The 20,248-nt window shown below is 40.0% G+C and carries 15 protein-coding genes and 3 pseudogenes; 16 read left to right on the top strand and 2 right to left on the bottom strand.

What is annotated here, in order from left to right; genetic code table 11:
• The first annotated feature begins 13 nt into the window (after positions 1–13).
• From A6755_RS22570 to A6755_RS22525, 10 genes and pseudogenes are all read left to right on the top strand, one after another.
• Entirely contained in the window at positions 14–1,453 is a 1,440-nt protein-coding gene (locus A6755_RS22570; protein ID WP_063592029.1) for a sodium:solute symporter family protein, read from the top strand.
• A 45-nt stretch (positions 1,454–1,498) separates the two neighbouring features.
• Positions 1,499–2,260: a class II aldolase/adducin family protein gene (locus tag A6755_RS22565; protein WP_063592028.1), complete on the top strand. Its 762-nt coding sequence runs from the start codon at positions 1,499–1,501 to the stop codon at positions 2,258–2,260.
• Positions 2,261–2,349: 89 nt separating this feature from the next.
• Positions 2,350–3,339 (top strand): D-2-hydroxyacid dehydrogenase, encoded by a 990-nt coding sequence (locus A6755_RS22560; protein WP_063592027.1) that lies wholly within the window; start codon positions 2,350–2,352, stop codon positions 3,337–3,339.
• A 155-nt stretch (positions 3,340–3,494) separates the two neighbouring features.
• Positions 3,495–3,587, top strand: coding sequence for a putative holin-like toxin (locus tag A6755_RS28380; protein ID WP_220126990.1), 93 nt, complete (start codon positions 3,495–3,497; stop codon positions 3,585–3,587).
• Between the two features lie 255 nt (positions 3,588–3,842).
• Positions 3,843–4,415, top strand: a complete 573-nt coding sequence (locus A6755_RS22555; RefSeq protein ID WP_063592026.1) for a TetR/AcrR family transcriptional regulator — start codon at positions 3,843–3,845, stop codon at positions 4,413–4,415.
• Positions 4,416–4,476: 61 nt separating this feature from the next.
• A complete protein-coding gene (locus A6755_RS22550; protein WP_063592025.1) occupies positions 4,477–5,904 on the top strand; it encodes an MDR family MFS transporter in 1,428 nt (475 codons plus the stop codon).
• A 191-nt stretch (positions 5,905–6,095) separates the two neighbouring features.
• A complete protein-coding gene (locus tag A6755_RS22545; RefSeq protein ID WP_063592024.1) occupies positions 6,096–7,154 on the top strand; it encodes an alkene reductase in 1,059 nt (352 codons plus the stop codon).
• A gap of 142 nt (positions 7,155–7,296) precedes the next feature.
• Entirely contained in the window at positions 7,297–7,818 is a 522-nt protein-coding gene (locus A6755_RS22540; protein WP_063592023.1) for a P-loop NTPase family protein, read from the top strand.
• Between the two features lie 242 nt (positions 7,819–8,060).
• Positions 8,061–8,677, top strand: a pseudogene (locus A6755_RS27795) (hypothetical protein); the annotation flags it as partial.
• Between the two features lie 59 nt (positions 8,678–8,736).
• Positions 8,737–9,896 (top strand): annotated as a pseudogene (locus A6755_RS22525) (MFS transporter).
• 212 nt (positions 9,897–10,108) lie between these two features.
• Here the strand turns inward: A6755_RS22525 and A6755_RS27790 are convergent.
• A pseudogene (locus tag A6755_RS27790) lies at positions 10,109–10,524 on the bottom strand (DDE-type integrase/transposase/recombinase); the annotation flags it as partial.
• Positions 10,525–10,714: 190 nt separating this feature from the next.
• Positions 10,715–11,947 (bottom strand): MerR family transcriptional regulator, encoded by a 1,233-nt coding sequence (locus A6755_RS22520; protein WP_063592020.1) that lies wholly within the window; start codon positions 11,945–11,947, stop codon positions 10,715–10,717.
• A gap of 186 nt (positions 11,948–12,133) precedes the next feature.
• Here A6755_RS22520 and A6755_RS22515 point away from each other — a divergent pair, with 186 nt between their 5' ends.
• From A6755_RS22515 to A6755_RS22490, 6 genes are all read left to right on the top strand, one after another.
• Entirely contained in the window at positions 12,134–13,420 is a 1,287-nt protein-coding gene (locus A6755_RS22515) for an NAD(P)/FAD-dependent oxidoreductase (RefSeq protein WP_063592019.1), read from the top strand.
• Between the two features lie 13 nt (positions 13,421–13,433).
• Complete coding sequence (locus A6755_RS22510; RefSeq protein ID WP_063592018.1) at positions 13,434–14,906, top strand: aldehyde dehydrogenase family protein; 1,473 nt, start codon at positions 13,434–13,436, stop codon at positions 14,904–14,906.
• 45 nt (positions 14,907–14,951) lie between these two features.
• Positions 14,952–16,370: an MATE family efflux transporter gene (locus A6755_RS22505; RefSeq protein WP_063592017.1), complete on the top strand. Its 1,419-nt coding sequence runs from the start codon at positions 14,952–14,954 to the stop codon at positions 16,368–16,370.
• A gap of 32 nt (positions 16,371–16,402) precedes the next feature.
• Complete coding sequence (locus A6755_RS22500; protein WP_063592016.1) at positions 16,403–16,684, top strand: cupin domain-containing protein; 282 nt, start codon at positions 16,403–16,405, stop codon at positions 16,682–16,684.
• A gap of 92 nt (positions 16,685–16,776) precedes the next feature.
• Positions 16,777–18,396 (top strand): amidohydrolase, encoded by a 1,620-nt coding sequence (locus A6755_RS22495; RefSeq protein ID WP_063592015.1) that lies wholly within the window; start codon positions 16,777–16,779, stop codon positions 18,394–18,396.
• 421 nt (positions 18,397–18,817) lie between these two features.
• Positions 18,818–20,116 carry a hypothetical protein gene (locus A6755_RS22490; protein WP_063592014.1) on the top strand — a complete coding sequence of 433 codons (1,299 nt, stop codon included), beginning with the start codon at positions 18,818–18,820 and terminating at the stop codon, positions 20,114–20,116.
• Positions 20,117–20,248 lie beyond the last annotated feature (132 nt).

The raw sequence follows: 20,248 nt of genomic DNA, 5'->3' as shown, positions 1-20,248 counted from the left end.
AGGAGATGTGGACATGCATATTTTGGATATATCGATCATGATTCTATATTTTTCTGTTTTAATCATTGTGGGAGTAATCGGATCTAAACGGGCAAAAACAGCAGATGATTTCATTGTGGCAGGACGCAATCTTGGTCATTTTATGTATTTATCCTGTTTGGCAGCTGTTATATTAGGGGGGGCTTCCACTCTAGGGACAGCAAAGTTAGGTTATCAGTTTGGGATATCCGGTATTTGGCTAGTGGTGATGATCGGGCTCGGCATTATCGCTATTGGGCTGTTTTTAACAAATAAGATATTTAATTTAAAAGTATTGACGATCAGTGAAATGCTTGAGAAGCGCTACAACTCTCAGACAAGATTGATCAGTGCACTTGTCTCTGTTATCTATACATTCATGCTGACTGTAACGCAAGTGATCGGGATGGGGACAATTTTACATGTTTTGGCTGGCTGGAATTTAACGGTTTCCATGATAGTCGGGGGCGGGATCGTTTTATTTTATACAATATTAGGAGGTATGTGGTCAGTCACAATGACTGATGTCGTGCAATTCGTCATCATGACGATCGGTATTTTCTTTATCATGCTTCCGATGAGCATCTCTAAGGCAGGAGGGTGGGGCTCGCTTAAAGAAAATCTCCCAGCATCACATTTCGAGTTAGGGAACATTGGCGGAGAGACGATTTTTCAATATTTCCTATTATTTACCCTCGGGGTAGTTGTTGGCCAAGATATTTGGCAGCGTCTATTCACTGCACGAACGAAAGCTGTTTCTCGTGGCGGAACGATTGGAGCGGGGTTATATAGTGTTTTTTATGCGATTGCAATCAGTATCATTGGAATGTGTGCTTTTATTATCCTTCCTGATTTAGGCGATCCCCAAAATGCATTTACCAGTATAGCGATGGTAACTTTACCTGCTGGTCTATTGGGGGTTGTCATTGCGAGTGTGGTATCAGCCCTAATGTCCACTGCTTCAGGTACTTTGCTTGCTTCGTCCACTTTAGTTGTTAATGACATCATTAAAAAATATATTGGTCCAAAAATGAGTGAACGACAATTTTTAAAAACATCCCGAATTACAACTTTAACGATTGGTGTATTGACCATAATCGTTTCGATTTGGATTCAAGATATTTTAGTTGCATTGGATGTAGCTTACGCAATTTTATCCGGAGCCGTGTTCTTTCCGATCATCCTTGGTTTCTTTTGGAAAAGGGTCACGGCTACAGCGGCATTTTACTCGATTCTCGCCAGCATGATCGTTATCATTGTCGGATTGGTGATTAATGGACCTTCCTCCACTCAACCAATTCTGCAAGGGCTCGCTACTAGTTTTGTCGTCATTACTATGATCACTCTCCTAAGTTCCAATAATGATCATAAAAATGAAAGTGAAGTAAAGCAAGATGCAAAGGGCAAAGCTGACATGGATACCATGGCTAATTGATGTTTCAGCAAAAAAAACGGAAAAAGATTCGAGGAGGAATGAAATATGACAAAGACAATTTCCCTGCAACCGGCAACATTCAATACAATGGAAGAAGAACGCATTCACAGGAAGGAACGGTTGGCAGCTTCATTCCGCCTTTTTTCAAAGTTTGGTTTCGATGAAGGGATAGCAGGCCATATTACGGTCCGTGATCCTAAATATACAGACCATTTCTGGGTCAATCCGTTTGGGATGCATTTTAGTCAAATTTCCGTTTCGGATCTTATATTGGTTAATCATAAAGGTGATATTGTAGAGGGTGAACATTCTATTAATGGTGCTGCCTTTGCCATTCATTCTGAAATTCATAAAGCACGGCCGGATGCGATTGCAGCGGCACATGCTCATTCGGTCTATGGAAAGACATGGTCTTCCTTAGGGAGACTGTTAGATCCGATTACGCAAGATGCCTGCCAATTTTACAATGATCATGCATTATTTAATGATTTTACTGGTGTCGTTTATGCGTCAGAAGAAGGTAGGCGCATTGCTAAGGCTTTAGGTCAATACAAAGCTGTCATCCTCCGCAATCATGGATTGTTAACGGTCGGCCAATCTGTAGATTCAGCTGCTTGGTGGTTCATAACGATGGAACGTTCATGCCAAGCACAGATAATGGCTGAATCTGTAGGTAAGCCGATTTTTATAGAAGAAGAGTATGCAAAATTGACTGCAGAACAAACGGGAACGGAATATGAGGGATGGCTGAGTTTCCAGCCTCTGTGGGAAAGGATCAGAAAAGAGCAACCAGATTTCTTGAAGTGACCATGAAGCACGGCATGGTATAATCCCAACGGATTGCCTTCCCGTAAAAGAGGGAAAAAGGAATCGTATGTTCTTGAGGAGGTTTTATAATGTCCGCTTCTAAGAAAGCAGCACCTTCACTTTATATCAGGGTCGATATACCGGAAAAATACATCAATCAGTTTAAGGAGATTTGTTCGGAAGTTGTTGTCGAGCCATGGGAATTCGGCGAACCCGAACCACAGCCAACGGTTGATTTAACAAAGTTTGATGTCCTATATACGCTGGGGCTTCATGATAATCTTAACATTATAAAAAAAGCTCCAAAGATTAAATGGGTCCATTCAGACAGTGCTGGAGTGGAGGCCATGCTGAATGAAGATATACAAAACAGCGATGTCATCATCACCAATGTCAAAGGCTGCACATCTGTCCCGATAGCCGAGCATACAATTGCGATGCTATCTTCGTTAGCAAGAGGCGTACCGACAATGATCAGAAATCAAATAAACAAAACGTGGGTTGAAATTCCAGTGAAAGATCTTGAAAATGCGACAGTGGGGATAATTGGGTATGGTGATATTGGCCATGAGATAGCCAAGAGATGTAAAGCGCTGGGCATGACCGTTATCGGGTGCCGCCGGAATCCTTCCAAGAGGAACACAGAATATGAACCTGCTGATTTGATAATGGGTATGGATCAAGTGGATGATGTCCTGTCCAGATCCGATTTTGTTGTCTTGGCACTCCCGTTTACAAAGGATACCTCAGCCTTCTTTAACAAAGAACGCTTAAATAAAATGAAAAAAGGCAGCTATATAATCAATGTCGGCCGTGGTAATACGATTGTCGATGAAGATTTAATTCATTCCTTGAGCAATGGGCACATAGCAGGAGCGGCACTGGATGTGTTTGAAGTAGAACCTTTACCTAAGGACCACCCTTTTTGGCAGCTGGAAAACGTCATGGTATCCCCACATAATGCTTACAACTCTTCCAAGCACCTAGATCGTGTGATGGAATTATTCCTGAGAAATTTAAAGCTTTTTTCTGACGGTAGACCCCTAATGAACGTTGTAGAAAAAAAACTTGGTTATTAACAGCGATCGGTCTTTTGAAAAGAAATTCGAATGGAGTACAAGGGCAGACCCTTATTGGGTTTGCTTATTTTTGTTTAAAAGCCGCTGCTTCATCTTTTTCTTGTATAGGACAATCTCTGATCAGGAAATGCTTGATATAAGGAGGCGATGTATGAATGGGTACTTTCGAAGTTATTTCCCTGATGCTAAGCTTTGGCATGTTTGTAATTGCTATTCTTGATTTCAAAAATCATGACAAGAATCCTTGAAGATATTGAGGCAGGCCGATGTGTTTGATTAATAATGGAAGCGTTTTAAAAAATTCCGGGTTGTTTAAAGAAGGTATTGATTTTCTCGATTTTTTAAACTTGCAGAGAACACCATTTATGAGGTGTTCTTTTTTGTTTCCAATGAGTTTCAATCGCATATCCATGCATACATAAGTATCATCTTTGACAAAACAATGATATACAAGTATAGTTCCTAATAGACCGGTTGATATAATTTTAAGGAGTGATCCAGCTATGGCAGAGAAACGAAACTCGAAAGACATTCTTATTGAAGCTGCTTCAAAACTTTTTCGTATACGTGGATATTACGGTGTGGGGCTTAAGGACATTATTGAGGAAAGTGGTATCCCAAAAGGTTCGCTGTATCATTATTTTCCGAAAGGCAAAGAAGAATTGGCGATCGAGGCGATTATTCATACAAAAGAATTCGTGATAGATGAAATTAAACGGGGATTTGATGAAATTGAAGACCCTATTAAAGCCATTCAGTCTCATATTTTTCATTTATCCGAGGTTTTTGGTCATAGTGAAAATCTATTAGGACTGCCAATCGGGACGATTGCAGCGGAAACATATACGACGAGCGAGCAAATAAGAATGGCCTGTCAAGAAGCGATGGAAGATTGGCAATCCATTTATGTGAAGAAATTACTCGAAGCGGACTTCAGTGAGAAACGGGCAAAAGAATTGAGTATCGTAATTAATGCTTTGATTGAAGGCGGTATCCTTTTATCCTTAACGGCGAAAAACGGGGAACCTCTCCAAACCATTGCGGAACAGATACCATTATTGCTGATAAATAAATAAGTCATGCGGAAAAATTATCTTAAGCTTAGGTCGAACAGTTAGTAATTGGAGGAATTATTTTATGTCAGCAGATGCAACACAGCAACAAAACCCAGTCATTAGGACGACCCCTATATTAATTGCATTTTTAATTGCAGGGTTCATCGGGTTATTCAGCGAGACGGCATTAAACATGGCGCTGGGGGATCTAATTCAAGAATTCAATGTCAGTCCTTCAACCGTGCAATGGCTGACAACGGGTTACCTATTGACATTGGGGATATTGGTTCCCGTTTCGGGACTCTTGATTCAGTGGTTCAATACTCGTCAATTATTCATTGCCTCAATGGTGTTCTCCATCATTGGTACGCTCATTGCAGCAATTGCACCCGGGTTCGGCATCTTGATGCTAGCCCGTGTTATCCAGGCAATCGGAACGGGTCTTTTATTGCCTCTCATGTTCAATACCATTTTATTGATTTTCCCTATTCATAAAAGGGGAGCGACGATGGGATTGATGGGGCTGGTGATCATGTTTGCCCCAGCCATCGGACCGACAGTTTCAGGCTTGATTATTGAAAATCTAAAATGGAATTACATTTTCTGGGTGTCTTTGCCGTTCTTTGTGATCGCTTTACTATTCGGTCTCAAGTATATGCAAAACGTTTCAATAATCACCAAACCTAAAATCGATGGACCTTCCATTATTTTATCGACCATTGGTTTTGGGGGAATTGTTTATGGCTTTAGTATTGTCGGAGAGCAAGGATGGAGCAATGCGATCGTTCTAACCTCGATCATTGTTGGACTTATAGCGTTATTCCTGTTTGCTGTGAGGCAATTCAATATGGATAAACCGATGATTGACTTGCGCGTTTTTAAATACCCAATGTTCACGTTAGGGTTAATAACCGTCTTCATTACCTTCATGATCATCATGTCATCCATGATTCTCTTACCGTTATATCTGCAAACCGGTCTTGCATTAGCTGCGTTTTCTGCTGGGCTGGTACTATTGCCGGGTGGAGTGCTTAATGGTATCATGTCTCCGGTTACGGGGCGCATTTTTGATAAGTTCGGTCCAAGAGGGTTAGTGGTTCCAGGCTTCATTATCATGATTGTCATGTTATGGACTTTGACGAACGTAACGACTGAAACAACGATCATAATGGTAATCGTCATGCACTCCCTCCTTATGATCGGTGTTTCGATGGTCATGATGCCGGCCCAGACAAATGGCCTGAATCAACTGCCAAAAAATCTTTATCCGGATGGAACGGCTCTAATGAATACATTGCAACAAGTATCGGGGGCCATCGGTACAACCGTTGCCATTACGATCATGTCAGCATCCCAAAAAAATTATATGGCAAATGCAGAAGATCCGTTCGATCCATCTGCCATTAGCGGTTCATTGACTGCAGGCGTTCAAGATGCCTTTATTTTCGGCGTTGTCCTTGCAATCATTGGTTTGATCGTATCGTTTTTTATCAGAACAGCACGAGATTAATAAGATAAATTAGCCAGCAGGGAATGAAAAATCTCTGTCTGGCTTTTTCACTGGTCTTTATTACCATATTTGATCTAAAGCGATAAAATCAGAGTGAATTATTTGAAAATTAACCACTTATCGGATAATCTTACACAATGAAAGTTACTGAAAATTCAGCCCAGGTAAAGCGGTTAACAGGAGGAACTCAAATGAAAACAATAAAAACCAAAATGTTTGAACCTGTAACAATAGGTGCATGGAACTTAAAAACAAGAACGGCAATGGCTCCTATGACTCGGTCGTTTGCCGATAACGAAACTGGTGTTGTGAATGACCTGACCGTAGAATATTACCGAAAGCGGGCTCAAGATGGAATCGGACTTATCATTACTGAAGGTGTAGTGATTTCACCAAGAGCAAAGGGCAATCCTGGGGTTCCCGGAATATATACTCAAGAGCAAATCGACGGGTGGAAAAAAGTAACGGAAGCAGTACACGCAGAAGGCGGAACGATTATTGCGCAAATCTGGCATGTGGGCCGTGCAAGTCACCATGAAATTATAGGAGGACTTCCTCCGCAGGCCCCGTCACCTATCGCTGCAGAAGGTAAGGTTTCACGATTCGGCAAACCTTTTGACATTCCTGAAGAAATGACAGAGACGGATATTGCTGAAGTTGTGAACCAATATAAACAAGCGGCAAAGAATGCAATGGTTGCTGGTTTTGACGGCGTTGAAATTCATGGTGCACATGGCTACTTAATAGACCAGTTCAATTCTGACACCTCCAATAAAAGGACCGATCGGTACGGTGGTGATTTAAAACAGCGTCTGACATTTATGAAGGAAGTGCTAAAAGCAGTTATTGATGCGGTAGGAGCGGAACGTACCCTTATTCGTTTCTCGGCTTTGAAAATTGACCAGCCTTCTTATATGTGGGAAGACCCTGAAAAAGCGATCCAAACATTTATTGAAGCGTTCAATGAAACAGGAGTCAAAATGATTCACCCATCCACGATGGAATTTACCAAACCGATTGCAAGAGGATTGACCATGCATGAATTGGTACGCAGCCATTGGGATGGAATCATAGTTGGTGTGGGGGGGCTAGATCCCGAAACAGCAGAAGCCGCACTGGAAAAAGGTATCATTGATATTGCGGCGATTGGCCGTCCGCTTATCGCCAACCCGGATTATCTGGCACGAATTAAGAAAGATGAAAAACTTGTTGATTACGAGGTAAAGAAACATTTAGGGCATTTGATTTAATAGAGATAAAATGTAAGGCTGGCTTGTTCTTTGACAGGACACCGCAGCAACCATACTTCATTTTCTAAAACTGATGCGATTCTTCTTCAAGAAGGGTCGCCTTTTCTTATGAACATAAAAGGGGAGAGTGGATAGTATATCGATGGAACGTATCATGGTTATCGGAGTGTCCGCGGGTGTCGGAAAATCTACTTTTGCAAGAAGACTTGGAGATAATTTGAATATTGAAGTGCATCATTTGGATACATTTTACTGGAGGCCTGGCTGGGTGGAGGCTCCTTTAGAGGCTTTTATTTCTGCCCAGAAGAAGGTATTGAGTCATGACAAGTGGATCATGGAAGGCAATTATAGTCATTCTTTTAACCTACGTTCGGAGCTAGCCGATACGATTATTTATTTAGAACTTCCCCTCGGTGTTTGCCTTTACCGTGTGATAAAACGCTGGTTGTCTAATCTAGGTAAAACAAGGCCTGATATGGCTAAAGGCTGCAATGAAAAACTAGACTGGCAGTTTATTAAATTTATCATATCCACTTACTTTCCTCGCAAGAAAGAAATGAAAGCCAGATTTGCCGATCTTCAAAAGAGTGACCCTGAAAAGGTGATAGTCATTTTAAAAAGCAAGCACGAAATTGAAGAATATCTGTTGAATGTGATGGGATAAGCTTTATACCATTAATCTTTATGAATCTTAGCGATTTTCGAAACTGGGTCTTTCCTGATCTTAACAGCGAGCTCATAAGCACAAATGGAAAAGGGATCTTCCAATCGAAGATCCCTGAGATTTTAGACAAGTTGGCCACAGTTTTGTTTATGGCTTGTACAATTTGGACGTTGATTTATAGGTGTCGAAATATTGAAATTGATCAGTTTGATCAATTTGTTGACGAGGTTAATATTCGTTAGCATTTGGAGCTTAAGATTAAACAAACATTACTTACATTTTGTGAAAAATTAGATGGATCCCTCATCGAAAATGGAAACGGACGCTATCAAATATTTAGTTCACGAAAGGCCATTGAACGGGAAATTGGCAGCTTGCGAAGTACTGTTCAACAACTGGCCCTTGAGTTGCAGTCGGCATTGGTTTTGGTGAAACGGCTGCATCAGCAGAAATCAATGCCCGCAAGGCGATCCGTCATTCAAAAAAGAAAGAAAGTTCTGGAATTGTTGTTATCCAGGAAGATGGTGTAATGATCGAGTCCGTAGGTCAAGAAGAACAATTGGCATACACCTTCCGTTCCAATGATAAAGAACTGCTGGATAAATTGAATCAGGCTAACATTAGTGTAAAAACGTATAAAAAGATAGAAGCATTGGTTGAGCGTATGGGCTGGGACGGTTTCACTTCCTCAGACTTAACTTCTCATTTATCCATGACCGTTAGAAATGCCCAGAGAATTATGAGTAGTTTGAGTGAAAGCGGTTTGGTGGAGTACAAAGGAGAAGAACTTCAATCGCCTCGGGGAAGACCCCGTAAAATTTATATGTTAAAGAAAGCCAACTCTTTAGAGAAAAATTAGAAGTAGTATGAAAGTGAATTTATCGGGTATTTATCTTTCTTTTTAGAGAGGAGTTAAATTTGGATAAACGCGTGTATTTATTGGCGATTGTCTCGTTTGTTGTCGGGATGGTGGAATTAATTATTGGCGGTTTACTAGATATTGTCGCGAATGATTTAGATGTGAGTCTTGGGCAAGCGGGTTTCCTTATGACTGTTTTTTCCCTTGCATTCGCGTTGGCAGCGCCCTATTGTTAACAGTAACACAAAGAGTGGAACGCAAACGGCTAACTTTAATTACTTTGTTTATTTTTTTATTAGGAAATGTCATTGCGATTTTAAGTCACAATTATAGTATTTTACTTGTTGGCCGTATCATTGCAGCTTCTAGTGGTTCATTGCTTATTGCTTTATGTTTAACGATGGTGCCAAATATTGTAACTGAACAATACCGTGCAAGGGCGATCGGAATTGTTTTTATGGGAGTCAGTGCCTCCCTTGTACTGGGGGTACCAATTGGATTGATGCTTGGAAATGCTTTTGGCTGGCGGGCCCCCTTTATCATGATCTCCATCCTAACCTTAGTTTCGATGGCGGGGGTGTTTTTCATTCTGGAAAGGATGGCACCAAAGCCCTCTATTCCAATTGGAAGACAATTACGTACATTGAAAAATCGAAAAATTTTATTTGCCCAGGCAACTTCCTTTGTCATGTTGACGGGTCATTTAACACTATATGGATACCTAACTCCATTTTTAAAAATGAAACTAGGCCTTGATGGAACATGGGTTAGTATAGTCTATTTAATTTTTGGAATTGCAGCTGTAGTTGGCGGGGGAATTGGAGGCTTTCTAGCTGACCGTTTCGGCTCAAAGCGTACTATAATCTCTGTCATTATCTTTTTTGCGGTTTCTATGTTTTCAATCCCTTATACAACTTTCTCTTTACCGGTTTTCCTAATCTTGATGGTAGTATGGAGTATGCTAAGCTGGGCGATCACACCAGCGATGCAAAGCTATCTGATTGAGCTGTCACCGGAAACCTCGGATATCCAGCAAACCTTAAATAATTCGGCAGTCCATGTGGGTATTGCTTTTGGTTCATTTATTGGTGGAATTGTCATTGAGCAAACCTCTGTCGAGTTCAACCCTACAGTTGGTGGTGTGCTTGTCTTTATATCCTTAGGTACAGCTGCTCTTTCTGTCATGAGTTATGGTAATCAAGAGTTCAAAAAAAGCTGATTTCCCTTTAGCATAGGAGAAAAAGCTTATTTCCATTAAAATTGTCTTAGCGTGTTTTTCCTTTTTGCTGGTGGTACCCTGGTAATACCAGCGTCGGTGCAACCAGAGGAAAGGTATATCCAATTTTGTTCAAATAATCATATAGGTTCCGGTACAAATACTTAGGATCCGGAAATAATGGATGTAGCTGTGCGAAAGGATTTGAATCCTTACATCGAACGAACCTGCTTTTTCATGAGATATTTCACTTGCCTTATTTGGATGCCTAATGGCATCTTTTTTTTCTCAATTCTTCAACTACAATAGGATAAGCTGGATATTTATCGACTGTCACGACTAGAAGCTCAGAAAATATGAAAAGACTGCAAAGAATTGCTTTGCAGCCTTGTGTTTTCTTGTTTTGCTTAGGTGAAAATCGATGGTATTTCCATTCGGATTGTACCGGTACACTTTGATTTATGTTTTTCTCAAGAGTCGTTGGTTTGCTTGAGATGACAACGGATTCGTTTGTCTAATTCAAGACCATACTGATGAGCCCAACGCTAATCGTTGTATGAGCAACGGATAAACCCCATTCTTTCATCATTTCTACCTAATCACGAAAGCATCTTACTGTTTGCAAAAAAATATAATGTCTCCACTAGAATAAATTTCGCTTTACCATTCTGACGAACCCTTATTAGAGTAATAGTATCGGTATTACCAAAATTCAGAGATTGATTGCAATTATCTTGAAGTTTTCGCACCAGAACTTTATTGGCTACAATGAAGCTGTCTCATCCGTAGACTAGCAGCTTTTCGGCCAGCCTCTTTGTATGCTATTTTTTCATACTAGCCAAATACATTAGCATGTGGAATTTTTCGTCTATTACATGATAATCAAAAAAAGGTCCTGGGTCTGTGCAGTAACCGATATTTTCACTTTGCGTGATTTGAAATCCGTTGCCTGATAAATTTTCTTCTAAGTATTTTGGATATAAAATATGCTCGTGGGAATTTGGATATAATGCTGAAATATTTTTCAAGGATTTACCCGAGCTATCATAATATGAATACCCGCCGACAATTGTTGAACTGCTATGGAAATAGTTTTTTAGAACATGAATTGGGAACTGCGGATTGAGCAGTGAAAAATCATTTGCTGTAAAACTATCCACAAAAACATCGATGCTAAGCGGCTTCAATGGTAAATTTAAATTGGAATTCAAAATATAAAGGACATTTGGCTTTGGATCCATACGCTCCATTCTTTTTCTAACCTTCTTGAGCATCGCAAGCGAATAGCCACTGAATACATAGGATGCGCTCGTTTCAAGAACATCGATATATTTGGGTAGTGACACAAAAGCGTCAACGTTTGTTTCCACGATTAATTTGTTTTTCAAATCTACATTTTGCAGAACTTTTTGAAACCAAAAATTACTTTTTTCAAATAAGTTAATCATTTTGGGATTGATCTCTTTAATCGTTTCTTTATCGTAAAAGTAAGATGGATAAGGAGACGTCTCGTACAAGTTCGCGGTAATGATGATACCTTCCTCGATAGCAGCCTCGTATCCACAGGTACAAGTTAAACTCCCCGTTTGAATGTAAACTTTTTTAATCGTTACATCTTTCATTTCAAGTGGAATGTGGCACATCGGACAATAGAGCAGATTTACGAAGGAAAGTGGGACCCCTGTAAAATTCTCCTCTTTGGATGAAGGTGAGCTGGTTTGAACCGCTTTTTCAATCAATTTGATAGTTTTTGATATGTCTTCTTTTTTCTTAATCAGATGATTCTTTTTATCAATGAGTAAGTTGTTGTAGTAGTTGATATCATCATGATCAGAGAAGTTTGTGACTCGCCGATACGATAAAATTTGTTGGATTTCTAGAAGTGAAAAGTGGAATTTTTTCAGCTCAGCAATAAAAGCCATGTCGTCGAGACACAATTGGTTCATTTGGTACTGGGTGTTTTTTTTGTCTGGTATTAATAATCCCAGTTCAATGTAATAACGAACGGTATCGGTGGTAACATGAAAAAGCTTTGCAAATGTACCAATTTTCATAGATGCCCCCCAATGAAAAAAAGTGGAGTTACTCCACTTTTTCACGAAAATGAATTCAAAAAACTCTCAAATGGCTATTGACTTGGAGGAAACACCAAGTCATATGATGGACTCAATAAGTGTGAATATTGTGAATAAAATTTGACTGTATTATAGCATACATGTCACATAAGGAGAATAACAAGCATGGATAAGATGGATCGAATGGATACTCTATCACTGTGGACAGCGACTGCAAACAGCTATGAAAAACGAAAGTTTCTTGAAGGAAATGAAGAGGCGGATGTTGTCATTATTGGAGCAGGTTTCACAGGTCTTTCTTCTGCGTATCATTTGCAAAAATTAGGGAAGAGTGTCATTGTCCTTGAGCAAGAAACGATCGGATATGGTGCCAGCGGCCGTAACGGCGGGATGGTATTGCCAGGCTATAAGCCAACGATGAAGGAGCTTGCCAAAAAGTATGGTGCCGACGAGGCAAGACAGCTTAACGATCTCTCCCTTTTTAGCGTTGAACTGGTTAAAAAAATCATTGACGAGCATCAAATCAACTGTGACTTTAGAAAGACAGGTCACATTGTGGCGGCTTACAAAGCCAAGCATTTTGAAGAATTGAAACATGAAAGCGAATTCTTAAACGAAAATTTCGGTTACGATTCAAGCGTGCTTGATCGAAGTCAGTTGCATCAAGAGATCGATTCCCCGCTTTATTATGGATGCTTAGTCGACAACTCGAGTTACTCGTTCCAACCACTTAATTATGCAATTGGTTTGGGAGAGGCAGCTAAATCGATCGGTGCAAAAATCTTTGAGCATTCGAAAGCACTATCTATTGAGTACGGTCAAAACAGGGTGAAAGTTGTAACAGAAAAAGGTGCTGTAACTGCGAAAGACATTATTGTCGCTACAGATGGTTACTCCGGAAAAATCATGAATGAACTGAACAAAGGCGTACTGCCAATTTCGGCACGTATCATTGCTACTGAACAGCTTCCAGAATCACTGGTGAATACCGTCATTCCTAAAGATCGTATGGTTTTTGATACAAGCAATTTCCTTTATTATTTCCGACGTACACCAGATAATCGGATCGTATTCGGCGGTGGCGATATTCGTCCAAACTTAGGCGATGCCGTTTATCAAAGTGTTTACGATGCCATGGTTAAAATAATGCCAAAACTAGCAGGAAGCAAGATAGATTTCAATTGGGGTGGATTTATCGGGGTTACAATTGATACGTTCCCTGTTATCGGCAAATCCAAAGAAGGCGCATATTTCGCAACGGGTTATACGGGCCACGGCGCTTCTCTCTCGACATTGTTTGGCAAGTTATTGGCACAATGGATCGTTACGGGGAGTGCAGGTGGATATCGATTTGAAAAGGAACGCCTCAAATCATTCCCATTCTATAATCAGAAAACCATGCTGGTAAATCTAGCACATATTGGTTTCAAACTGGTAGATATTATTGCTTAAAGGAGAGTTGTTTATGAAAATAAACATGTTCATTGACGGGAAATGGGTAGAAGCGTTATCCGGTGATAGACGAAACATTATCAATCCTGCAACCGGAGAGGTAATCGCAACGTCTGCTGATGGATCAGCAGACGATGCGAAGATAGCAATCAAGGCGGCTCGTAAAGCGTTTGACAGCGAGATCTGGTCGAATTTTTCAGCTGATGAAAGAGCTGACTATCTCTATAAGATTGCAGACCGTCTTGAGGAGAAGGCAGCTGAAATTGCACGTTTGGAAACTGCAAATAACGGTAAGGTCATTCGTGCAACCACCTATGTGGATATTCCGGTATCGATTCAATGCTTCCGTTATTATGCTGACTTGATCAAAGGCATGAAAAAGAAATCTTACACTCGTGCCGATTCTTCGGAAACATTTATCATTCATGAACCGATTGGTGTTTGTGGACTTATTGTACCTTGGAACTTCCCGCTTATGTTAGCTGTTTGGCAAATTGCTCCTGCACTCGCCGCAGGGAATACAATTGTTCTTAAGCCTGCTGAGGTTACTCCTGTAAGCGCATTCATGTTATTTGAAATTTTCGAAGAGATTGGACTTCCGGCCGGAGTGGCAAACTTGGTATTGGGACCTGGATCAAAAGTTGGGAATGAGCTTGCCGAGAGCCATGATGTTGATATGATTGCTTTTACCGGCGGAACAAAAACAGGCCGAAGCATTATGCGCGCAGCTGCGGGCAATATGAAAAAAATCACACTTGAACTGGGTGGTAAATCTCCACTTATTGTGTTCGACGATGTGGATTTTGAAAATGCAGTCGAGAATGCGATGTTTGGTATTTTCCACAATGCTGGACAAGTTTGTTCAGCTGCATCTCGTTTGCTTGTACATGAGACGATTTACGATAAGTTTGTTGAAAGATTAGCCGAGCGCGCAAGCAAAATTGTAGTTGGCAACGGGGAAAGCGAAAACATTGAAATGGGAGCCCTCACAAACGAGCCGCATATGAATGAAGTTTTACATTACATTAAGAGCGGAATCGAAGAAGGTGCAAAATTAGTTTGTGGTGGTAAGCGCTTAACAGAAAATGGGCTTGATCGAGGATTTTTTATTGCCCCAACGATCTTTGCTGATGTAAATGCGAATATGCGTATTGTTAAGGAAGAGATTTTTGGTCCGGTCCTTGTTGTACAGAAATTTAAAGATGAGGAAGATGCCATCCAAAAAGCGAATGATTCCATTTATGGATTAGCTGGTGCTGTATTTACTGAAGATATGGATCGAGCAAAACGTGTCATTAGTAAATTGCGTGCGGGAATTACTTGGATTAATAGTTATCATCTCGCTTATGTTGAAGGTCCTTGGGGAGGATATAAGCAAAGTGGAATCGGCAGAGCGTTAGGTACTGTTGGGCTGGAGCACTTTATGGAAACGAAGCAAATCAATATCCACCAGAATGCCAAGCCTGTAGGTTGGTATGCGAATTAATTGAGCTTAACTTACTACATCAATTATTTATAGGGGGACATGCTCGTGGAAATAGCAGACAACCGTCCGTCATCGAAGAAAGAGCAAGTAGAAGTAATGAATAAGCCAGCGCATGATTCAGTGCTGGGAACCAAAAGTATTCCGTTACTATATTTACGATTTGCTTTGGCAGGAATTATGGCTAACGCAATTCTAGGAGTTGCAGCGGTTGTCGATGGCTATTTCGTCAGTGGCTTTCAGGAGCTGGAAGTCGAAGGGATTGGAATTGGATTTACGGTCATGGTTATTACCCGTATGCTTGGCGTACTTTTGGGTGTGGGAGCCGGAGCGGTCATTTCACTTCGCCTTGGAAAAGGGAAAATCGAAGAAGCTAGAGGTATTATGGGACAAACCTTATGGTTTACTCTTTTCTTCTCCACTTTGCTAGCTGTAATTGGAGTGGTCTTTGAAAATCAAATCATGACCTTATTCGGAGCAAGTGATGAAGCGCTTCCATATGCGGTGCAATATAGCCGGCTGCTATGGATTTCATTGCCATTAACGATATTGGCCGTTGTATTAAGTGTTTTAACCAATATCGATGAAAAACCTGTATTATCAATGAACAGTTGGTTAGTCGCAGCAGTTGTTGGTGGGATTACAGAATGGATTATGGTAACGAAGTATGACATGGGGATGATGGGTTCCTCATGGGCCAATACGATTTCGCAATCGATCCCTGTTTTCCTGATCTTTTATTTCTGGTTTGGTAAAACAAAACTTAAGCCAAAAATGAAAGATATGATGATTAATCTCAAGACGATCGGTGAAGTGGCTTGGACGGGCTTTGCATCTTTCTCGAGTCTGTTCATGATGTTCATTGCCATTATTTTCTTCAACAACATGCTGCAAAGGTACGGTGGTGGGCTGCACGTCGCCGCTTTCACGATTCAAAACGGTTACATTACAAATATGCTCGCCTTAGCAGCGCTCGGTGGGATGACAGGGCTTCAACCGATCATTAGTTATAACTACGGTGCGGGCAACCTTGATCGTGTTAAACAAGCAATTAAGATGGGACTCATATTTACGGTTGCCTTCTTTGTGATTGTGACATCCATCCTAATCATTTTTGCAGATCCAATTGTGTCATTTTTTTCGGTTGGTAATCCTGAATTACAGAAACTGGGCATTTGGACGACAGTTGTATTCAATTCTTTGTTTACGCTTAATGCTGTCAGCTTGCTTATCTCCGGTTATTTCGAAGCACAAGAGAAAAACTGGTCCGCAACGTTTATTAGTGTTAGCAAAATGCTATTGTTCATGTTCCCGTTTCTATTTATTTTCCCGAAATTCTGGGGTGTAGAAGGTATATGGTATGCAGGTCCTGCCGCAGAAATTCCAGGTCTTCTCATTGCCATATACTTTATGAGAAAAGAGTTCAAACGTTTAAAAGATACAAATGTTAAGACAGTAAGTTTATAAAACCTATTCTATAAGAAAGAGAGAGGATCATCATGTTTTTTGCGAAAAAACTTACAGCAGAAGACGCACAACGACTAGGTGTTGACTCGTGGGAACCATGGGTGGGCGAACCGAATAAAGGAACGTGGCATCTAGAAGAACAGGAAGTTTTCTATGTGACAGACGGTGAAGTGTTTATTACTGTTGATGGAGAAAAGTATCATATTACAAAGGACTGGGTCGTTTCCTTGGCTAAGGACCTTGTCTGTGAGTGGGATTGTCCAGTATTTTTGAAAAAGAATTATAAACTGAACCATGAGATCAATCTGAAATAATGTGAAATGGGAAGTGGGTAAATTTTAAGCAGAATGAATGCTAAATACTGAATTAATCACTCTAAAAGTGTAATTTCGAAAGGAATGAGTGTATGGAAGCTGATGTTGTATTGATAAATGGAGAGGTTATTACAGTAGACCAAAAGAATACAGTAGTCGAAGCTGTAGCAATAAAAGATAATCGTATCGCAGTTGTTGGTTCAAATCAGGAGGTTAAGAGTTTTATAGGAGTAAAAACGGATGTAATTGACTTGAAGGGAAAAACGCTTCTTCCTGGATTCATTGATTCTCATATTCACCTCATTTTTTATGGGGCGAATCAGTTGGCGGTAAGTTGTAAAGCTGAACATATCGATTCTATCGAGGCTTTGTTAGATGACATGAAAAAGAAAGCCTTAGTAACTCCTAAAGGTGAATGGATACGTGCTTGGGGCTTTAATGAAACCGCAGTGAAGGAAAAGCGTTATCCAACAATCGCTGAGCTGGATGAAATTTCAGTTGATCACCCCATTATTGTATCCCGTACTTGCAGCCATATAAGCGTGGTGAACAGCAAAGCTTTAGAAATTGCGCAAATTAACGAGAGCACACCGGATCCTAATGGGGGAGTCATTGAAAAGAATCAGGCAGGAAGGCTTACAGGAAAGTTAATTGAAGCAGCAAATATGGGTATGAACGAGGTTGCAAGTTATACAGAAAGCGAACTGATGAAGGCTGTGAAAATTGCATCAGATCATTTCGTTGCAGTGGGCATAACAAGTATACATGAGGCAGGTGGAAATGGTCCTGAGAGTTACCGTTTACTGCAACAAGCTGTGAAGAGTAAGGATATTCGTGTCCGAATATATGCAATGATATGCCAGGTAAATAACTCCCATGAATTTGTTAATAAAATGGTCGAAGCTGGTGTGGTAACTGGTACCGGAGATGAGAGATTCAAAGTTGGACCGGTGAAATTGTTTACAGATGGAAGTAGCACCGGGCCTACAATTGCAACTCGTGATTCGTACTCCAGTGACTCTAACAATTATGGCATTCTTTATTATAGTGAGGAAGAAATCTATCAGGTTTTAGGTGAAGCACATAAAAAAGGCTATCAAATCACTGTACATGCACAAGGTGATAAAGCCATTGAAATGTATTTGAATTGTGTGGAAAAGGCGTTGGAGGAATCACCAAGAAAAAACCATCGTCATCGGATTGAGCACGCGGGAATTTCTTCACCGGATTTACAAGAGAGAATGAAAAAACTCGAGATGGTTCCTATTCCAAATCCTCCTTTTCCTTATGAATTCGGAGAGATATATGTCCAACACTATGGTGATCGTGTTAATCACATGTATGCTGTTCGTGATTATATTGATCGTGGCATCATGGCAGCAGGTGGATCAGATGCGCCAGTTACTGACTATAATCCTTTATTAGGAATTCATGTTGCTGTCAATAGAAAAAGCCAGTCTGGAATGGAGTTTGGTGCTAATCAATCCATAAACGTAATGGAAGCTATTAAACTATACACCTGGAATGGCGCTTATGCGAGTTTTGAAGAAGAGATAAAAGGAAGCATAGAGGTCGGAAAGTTGGCGGATTTAGTTATATTAAATGACAGCATTTTAAGTGTCAACCCAAACCAAATTAAAGATTTAAAAGTAGAAACAACTATTATTGATGGTGAAATTATCTATCAAGAAGAACTATCAGTGAAAATTTAATATATCATAGTTTGCAAACCACGTAATCCTTGTAATGTTACGTGGTTTTTTATCTAAATAGGTACCCCAAATTATATATGTGCTGAAAATCGAATGAGATGGAAAAGTAGTTATGAATCACTTGAATAACGTATACAACGTATTTTTACTTCATGTTGCATGATAAAATGATACATAAGAGAAAAAATTTGGCGTGGGTATGAATGCAACTATATATTAGAGCATTGGCTACCACATTATTCTTTTTGCTGCTGATATAATCAAGAGGTAACAAAAGAAATAAAAACAAGGGCTCATACAAATTGAAACAATAGTTAGACAGCAGAAGAATTAGGATTACATATCATGACTTGGATTAAACCAGGATATTCTACAAATAACAATGAATCTATTACAGATGGTAAAGGAAGTCGATTACTGGATGTATAAAATCGGACTTGTCGGTCTAAAAACTTCTATAGAACAAATTTTAGCCGCGGCAGAAGAATATAAACATGAGTTGGAATTCATCTCTTTGCCCTATGTAAGGACCGAAGAGGTAGAGAATATTGTAAAGGAACATGATTCACATGTACATGCATGGCTTTTTTCTGGTCCACTTCCCTATGAAATTGCGGGAAAAACACTACAAACAGATAAAATAATGGTCCATGTCCCAGCTACGGAATCTGGTTTTTATAAATCCTTTTTAGAGATGATCTATGAACAAGGGAAAATCATTGAGCATCTAAGTATCGATACTATGTCCTCAAATAATATTAGCGAAGAAGCTTTGTCACAGTTGAATATAAAAACCCAAAAGATTTATACGAAAGTGTTTGAGACAGATGTTGATACGGATGAATTGGTACATTTTCACTTGGATTTATGGAATATGGGAAAGACAGAAGGCGCTTTTTCTTGTTTTCCGTCCGTGTGTGAAGCTTTAAGGGAATTGGGCATTCCAGCCTACCGTATGTCGATGAGTAAGATGGAAGTGAGGCAAACTCTTCGAATTCTTTCTGAAAAAGTAAAGGCATCCTACTTTAAGGATACACAAATCGGAGTCGAAATCATTGAAGTCGAATATTTTAATAAAGTGGCAGAGGAAATGAAAACTCCATATCATTTACAGTACTTGGAGCTTCGGCTAAAAGAAATGTTGATTCAACTTGGTGAAAAAATAAATGGTTCTTTTTCAGAGAAAGGGAATGGAAGGTACATGATTTTTAGTTCTCGCGGCGCAATTGAACGAGAAATCATTACGCTCGAAGAAACGATTGAAAAATTGGCTTTTGAAGCAGATACAACCGTTGCAGTTGGAATTGGCTTCGGCGAGACTGCCTATTCGGCGGAAATCAATGCTTTTCGTGCTATTCAACATTCAAAAGAGATGAAAAAGCGAGAAATTGTGATTATTCAAGATGATGGCAAAATAATCGAATCACCAGGCAAAAAGAAAGAACTGCAATATGATACCCGTACCCATAATAAACCCCTTATAGAAAAGTTGAAAAACGGAAATATCAGTGTTAAAACGTATAAGAAGATATCGGCGCTTGTTCAAAGAATGGGCTGGAGTGATTTTACTACAAAGGACTTAGCGACACATCTAGAGATGACAGAGCGCAATGTACGGCGAATTGTTGCGGATATGTGCGAAGTTGATTTGGCACGATGCGTTGGTGAAGAGGCTAATGCCACCCGAGGAAGGCCGAGTAAGATTTATCAATTATTATGAATTACAGGCACCCATAATTTGGGTGCTTTTTTAGTGTGAAAAAAACGGTTTTGAATTTTCGAAAAATATTGTAATGAAGACTGTATGAGATTATACTCTATTTAAGGAATTTTTTCCTTAAACTAACCTAAA

Origin of the sequence: Peribacillus frigoritolerans (assembly GCF_001636405.1) — a bacterium.
In the GTDB taxonomy this organism is placed as follows: Bacteria; Bacillota; Bacilli; order Bacillales; family DSM-1321; genus Peribacillus; species Peribacillus frigoritolerans.
Note: the sequence above shows the minus strand (reverse complement) of the source record. Positions and strands in the feature narration are given on the sequence as shown.

Coding starts and splice junctions, on each gene's coding strand:
- A6755_RS22565 (WP_063592028.1), top strand. CDS start 1,499: ATGACAAAGACAATTTCCCTGCAACCGGCAACATTCAATACAATGGAA.
- A6755_RS22540 (WP_063592023.1), top strand. CDS start 7,297: ATGGAACGTATCATGGTTATCGGAGTGTCCGCGGGTGTCGGAAAATCT.
- A6755_RS28380 (WP_220126990.1), top strand. CDS start 3,495: ATGGGTACTTTCGAAGTTATTTCCCTGATGCTAAGCTTTGGCATGTTT.
- A6755_RS22495 (WP_063592015.1), top strand. CDS start 16,777: ATGGAAGCTGATGTTGTATTGATAAATGGAGAGGTTATTACAGTAGAC.
- A6755_RS22500 (WP_063592016.1), top strand. CDS start 16,403: ATGTTTTTTGCGAAAAAACTTACAGCAGAAGACGCACAACGACTAGGT.
- A6755_RS22490 (WP_063592014.1), top strand. CDS start 18,818: ATGTATAAAATCGGACTTGTCGGTCTAAAAACTTCTATAGAACAAATT.
- A6755_RS22520 (WP_063592020.1), bottom strand. CDS start 11,947: ATGAAAATTGGTACATTTGCAAAGCTTTTTCATGTTACCACCGATACC.
- A6755_RS22570 (WP_063592029.1), top strand. CDS start 14: ATGCATATTTTGGATATATCGATCATGATTCTATATTTTTCTGTTTTA.
- A6755_RS22555 (WP_063592026.1), top strand. CDS start 3,843: ATGGCAGAGAAACGAAACTCGAAAGACATTCTTATTGAAGCTGCTTCA.
- A6755_RS22550 (WP_063592025.1), top strand. CDS start 4,477: ATGTCAGCAGATGCAACACAGCAACAAAACCCAGTCATTAGGACGACC.
- A6755_RS22515 (WP_063592019.1), top strand. CDS start 12,134: ATGGATAAGATGGATCGAATGGATACTCTATCACTGTGGACAGCGACT.
- A6755_RS22510 (WP_063592018.1), top strand. CDS start 13,434: ATGAAAATAAACATGTTCATTGACGGGAAATGGGTAGAAGCGTTATCC.
- A6755_RS22560 (WP_063592027.1), top strand. CDS start 2,350: ATGTCCGCTTCTAAGAAAGCAGCACCTTCACTTTATATCAGGGTCGAT.
- A6755_RS22545 (WP_063592024.1), top strand. CDS start 6,096: ATGAAAACAATAAAAACCAAAATGTTTGAACCTGTAACAATAGGTGCA.